Annotated in this window: 5 protein-coding genes; all 5 read left to right on the top strand. The window is 43.4% G+C overall.

Annotated elements, in window-relative coordinates; genetic code table 11:
* The first annotated feature begins 444 nt into the window (after nt 1–444).
* Nucleotides 445–1,731 carry an ArsB/NhaD family transporter gene (locus tag IJN28_01810; protein ID MBQ6712510.1) on the top strand — a complete coding sequence of 429 codons (1,287 nt, stop codon included), beginning with the start codon at nt 445–447 and terminating at the stop codon, nt 1,729–1,731.
* Between the two features lie 22 nt (nt 1,732–1,753).
* The gene (locus IJN28_01805) at nt 1,754–3,037 is read left to right on the top strand and encodes an ArsB/NhaD family transporter (GenBank protein MBQ6712509.1); all 1,284 of its coding nucleotides are present in this window, start codon (nt 1,754–1,756) and stop codon (nt 3,035–3,037) included.
* A gap of 143 nt (nt 3,038–3,180) precedes the next feature.
* Nucleotides 3,181–3,450, top strand: a complete 270-nt coding sequence (locus IJN28_01800; protein MBQ6712508.1) for a DUF4321 domain-containing protein — start codon at nt 3,181–3,183, stop codon at nt 3,448–3,450.
* 15 nt (nt 3,451–3,465) lie between these two features.
* Nucleotides 3,466–4,035 carry a septum formation inhibitor Maf gene (gene maf / locus IJN28_01795; GenBank protein ID MBQ6712507.1) on the top strand — a complete coding sequence of 190 codons (570 nt, stop codon included), beginning with the start codon at nt 3,466–3,468 and terminating at the stop codon, nt 4,033–4,035.
* A 31-nt stretch (nt 4,036–4,066) separates the two neighbouring features.
* Nucleotides 4,067–4,553, top strand: a 487-nt coding sequence (locus IJN28_01790) for a hypothetical protein (GenBank protein MBQ6712506.1), incomplete at its 3' end; no start/stop codon positions are given.

Genomic DNA, 4,553 nt, shown 5'->3' with positions numbered 1-4,553 from the left:
TACTATTTTATCCTAAAATAAAAAATATAACTTCGATATACTCTACTGTGATATCTAAATAAAGAAAATGCTTCTTAAATCATTTCATTGGTTGAAAAGATCAAAATGAGATGATAGGGGGGCGAATAATCGCCATTTGGTAGTGCATACTAAAATCAAAAATACAGAACGATATTCATTCATAGACATTCTTGAGAGGTGCAAGAACATCTGCGTGATGGATCAATGTCATTGTATGTTCGGTCTATTTAAAAAATAATAAGTTTGACATTATCAATAGTGATCTTGGCAAGCAAAGTCTTGATCGCATCGTTGAAAATTTTTGACGGGGCGAAAATCAGATAACCTACATAGTAATAAGAAATCAATTTATTTGACATAACGCAAACAAAGAGTAGGTCGAAGCAATAAAAAAGAAATAAAGTAAAAGTTGGGAGGAAGGCAATGATAAATAGTGCTGTACTGGCAGGTGTAATATTCATACTGATGTATGCATTCATTGTTTCGGAAAAAATTCATCGTACAATTATCGCCATGATTGGCGCAATCTTAATGATCTTCTTAGGCGTGATCGAGCAAGAGGTAGCGATCCACCATATTGACTTTAATACACTCGGACTTTTGATCGGTATGATGATCATTGTGGGAATCACGGGGCAAACAGGACTTTTCAATTATGTTGCCATTTGGGCGGCAAAAAAAGCAGAAGCCTCGCCTATGAAGATACTTATCTATTTAGCATTATTGACCGCAGTATTTTCCGCATTTCTGGACAATGTAACGACCGTATTATTGATGGTACCGGTAACGCTTAGCATTACAGAAAAACTAAAAATCGATCCGATTCCATTTCTCATTACGCAGATTATTGCATCGAACGTAGGGGGTACCGCAACACTTATTGGAGATCCACCGAATATTATGATCGGCAGTGCAGTCAAAGAACTGACCTTTATTGCATTTATTGATAACTTGGCATTTATATCAGTCGTTAACTTAGTTATTGTTCTTGCGATTCTTGCTATGCTTTATAAAAAATGTCTTAAAACGCAAGACGAATTAAAACAAGACCTAATGAAGATGGATGAAAAAGCAGAACTGAAAGATATTACCATGCTGAAAAAATGCTTGGCAGTATTGACACTGACGATTCTCGGATTCTTCAGTCATCAGGCACTTCACTTAGAATCGTCTGCCGTAGCACTAGCAGGTGGATTCTTGCTTTTGCTGATTGCATCACGCGACCATATGTTCACGGAAAAAATGCTTGATAAAGTAGAATGGGCGACTATCTTCTTCTTCGTCGGCCTTTTCATTGCTGTCGGAGGCCTCATTGAAACGGGCATCATCAGCCGTATTGCGGAGATCGCGCTTGAAATAACAGACGGTGACCTCACATATACATCGCTTCTCATTCTGTGGCTCAGTGCGATCGTATCGGCATTCCTTGACAATATTCCGTTCGTAGCAACGATGATCCCGATGATCCAAGATATGGGCGCGGCAGGCATCTCTGATCTTGAACCACTCTGGTGGAGCCTTGCCCTTGGCGCTTGTCTTGGTGGTAATGGAACGATCGTCGGTGCCAGTGCGAATCTCATTGTCGCAGGTCTGGCAGCGGAACGTGGCTATCGCCTTATGTTTTTGCAATATATGAAAGTCGGTTTTCCGATTATGATATTGACAATTATCATTTCTACAGGGTATATTTATTTAAGATATTTAATGTAGAAATGGGAGTGAAAAGAAACAAATGGAAAACAATGCACTAATAGCCATAACAGTATTCTTGGCAACATATGTATTTATTATTTCCGAAAAAATTCATCGAACGGTTATTTCCTTGGTTGGTGGTATGACCGTCGTTGTTCTTGGCGTTATTACGCAGGAAACGGCAATCCATCATATCGATCTCAATACACTCGGATTGTTGGTCGGCATGATGATCATCGTTGGTGTCACGGCAGAAACGGGACTCTTCAATTATCTCGCTATCAAAGCTGCCAAAAAAGTACAAGGAAAACCAACTCAAATCATGCTTGTTATGAGCCTTTTAACGGCTGTTGCCTCGGCACTTCTCGATAATGTTACGACAGTTCTTTTGACAGTACCGGTAACGCTCAGTATTACCAGAAAACTCAAAGTTCCTTCAACACCGTTTTTGGTATCGCAGATCTTGGCTTCCAATATCGGTGGTACGGCAACGCTTATCGGTGACCCGCCGAATATCATGATCGGCAGCTCGACGAGCCTTGGTTTTGGTGACTTTGTATTCAACTTGGCACCGATTTCAATTGTGATTTTGATCATAACGGTTATTTTGCTTGAACTTATCTACAAGAAAAAACTCGTTACGACTGATGAACTTCGTGCACATATTATGACTCTTGATGAAAACAAAGAGCTCAGAGATAAGAGCCTTTTGAAAAAATCGGTCTTTATGCTTACTGTTACGATCATTATGTTTGGTTTGCATCAGATGCTTCACTTGGAATCGGCAACGGTTGCTATGTTCTGTGCAAGCGTTCTGTTGTTGATCGCATATCCTTCGCATGAAAAACAGCTTGAAGGCGTACTCAGAAGAGTAGAGTGGGTCGCTATCTTCTTCTTCGTTGGTCTGTTCGTTCTTGTTGGTGCGCTTGTAGAAACAGGTGTTATCTCGATGATCGCGCAGGAAGCGATGGAGATCACAAAAGGCGATACAGCAAGTACTGCTATCTTGATCCTTTGGCTTAGTGCTATTGCCTCGGCATTCGTTGACAATATTCCGTTTGTTGCAACGATGATCCCGATGATCCATGAAATGGGCCGCATGGGTATGGAGAACCTTACAGCACTCTGGTGGAGCCTTGCGCTCGGTGCGTGCCTCGGCGGTAACGGTACACTCATTGGTGCCAGTGCAAACGTCGTTGTTGCAGGTATTGCCGCAGCAGCAGGACAACCGATCTCGTTCGTACGATTCTTCAAAATCGCGTTCCCGTTGATGATTCTTTCAATCATTATCAGCCATGTATATGTTTACTTCAGATATCTGTAATACATAATAAGCAGTATGCGAGCAAGTCAGCCAAGTCGTTGACTTGCTCGTTTTCTGTTATGGAGAAGGACAGATATGACGCAGGATTTTGCGCACACAGGGAGAATATGTATAAGGCAAACGAAATTTAGGAGGAACCCTTTTTGAAAAGCAATAAAAGCACGATCATTTTTTTGTTATTTATTATTATCGGTGCGATCGTCGGAACGGGCGTAGGTGAATTTTTGACCACGATCCCGAGCATCTCCGATGTGGCATCTTTTTTGGTTAAAAAATATCTGATATTATCAGTACCGCCTGTGACGGTCAATCTGATCGTAGCGACATTCGTTATCGGATTCTCGCTTCAGCCAAGCATCATGACGATGCTCGGTGTTGTATTCGGTATCTTTTTGCATAGACGGTTTTATTAAAAGGAGAAGAGAACATTGATCGTATTGGCATCTGCATCACCAAGACGCAGAGAATTATTAACACAAGTAGGATATCAGTTCAAAGTCGTTCCGAGCTCTGTCGAAGAAGAGATGGAAGACGGCGCGCCGATCGATATCGTCAAACACAATGCCCTTATCAAGGCGCAGGACATCGCCAAATCATATCCGAAGGACATCGTCATCGGAGCAGACACCATCGTTGTTGTAAACGGACGAATCTTCGGCAAACCGCAAGATGAAAACGACGCCGAAAAGATGCTTGCCGAGCTGTCGGGCAGTGTTCATCAAGTCATGACGGGCATCGCAGTCGTGCAGGGCGAGCGTATCCACTCGGAAGCCGTTGTGACAGACGTTACGATGCGCAACTATGATATGGACGAGATACGCGCTTATATCGCAACAGGCGAGCCGATGGACAAGGCAGGTGCATACGGTATACAGGGCATCGGTGCGCTCCTCGTATCGCACATCAGCGGCTGTTATAACAACGTCGTAGGACTGCCGATCGCACGCGTCGCAGAAGTATTGTCGACATTTGGCCAAAGTGCGTGGGACAAAAAATAATCGCGAATGAAACGTAAGTGAAGTGATAGACATGGCTGACGAATCAAAACAACTGATGATGAAAGACCTTCCTAAGGACGAGCGTCCGCGTGAGAAGCTGATGAACCATGGAGCAGAAGCACTCAGCAATGCAGAACTGCTTGCTATTCTTCTGCGGACAGGTACGCAGGAAGAATCCGTCATGCGTCTGGCTGAGCGGATACTGATCGAAGCGGGCGAAGATGGGCTTGGCGGACTGGCACATTCTTCGATAGAATCGCTTATGAAGCGTAAAGGCGTCGGAGAAGCCAAAGCCATCACGATCGCCGCCGCACTCGAACTGGGCAAACGCGTTGCTATCGGTGACTCGAAAAAACGAGTTGTCATACGCTCGAGTGATGACATCGCTAATTATATGATGCCACGGCTCAGATATTGTGACAGAGAGCATTTTTATGCGATACTGCTCAATACGAAAAATCACGTCATCGCATCACCTCTCATCTCGATCGGTACGCTCAGCGAATCGCTTGTTCACC

The sequence above is a fragment of the Selenomonadales bacterium genome (assembly GCA_017442105.1).
Taxonomy (GTDB): domain Bacteria; phylum Bacillota; class Negativicutes; order RGIG982; family RGIG982; genus RGIG982.
Note: the sequence above shows the minus strand (reverse complement) of the source record. Positions and strands in the feature narration are given on the sequence as shown.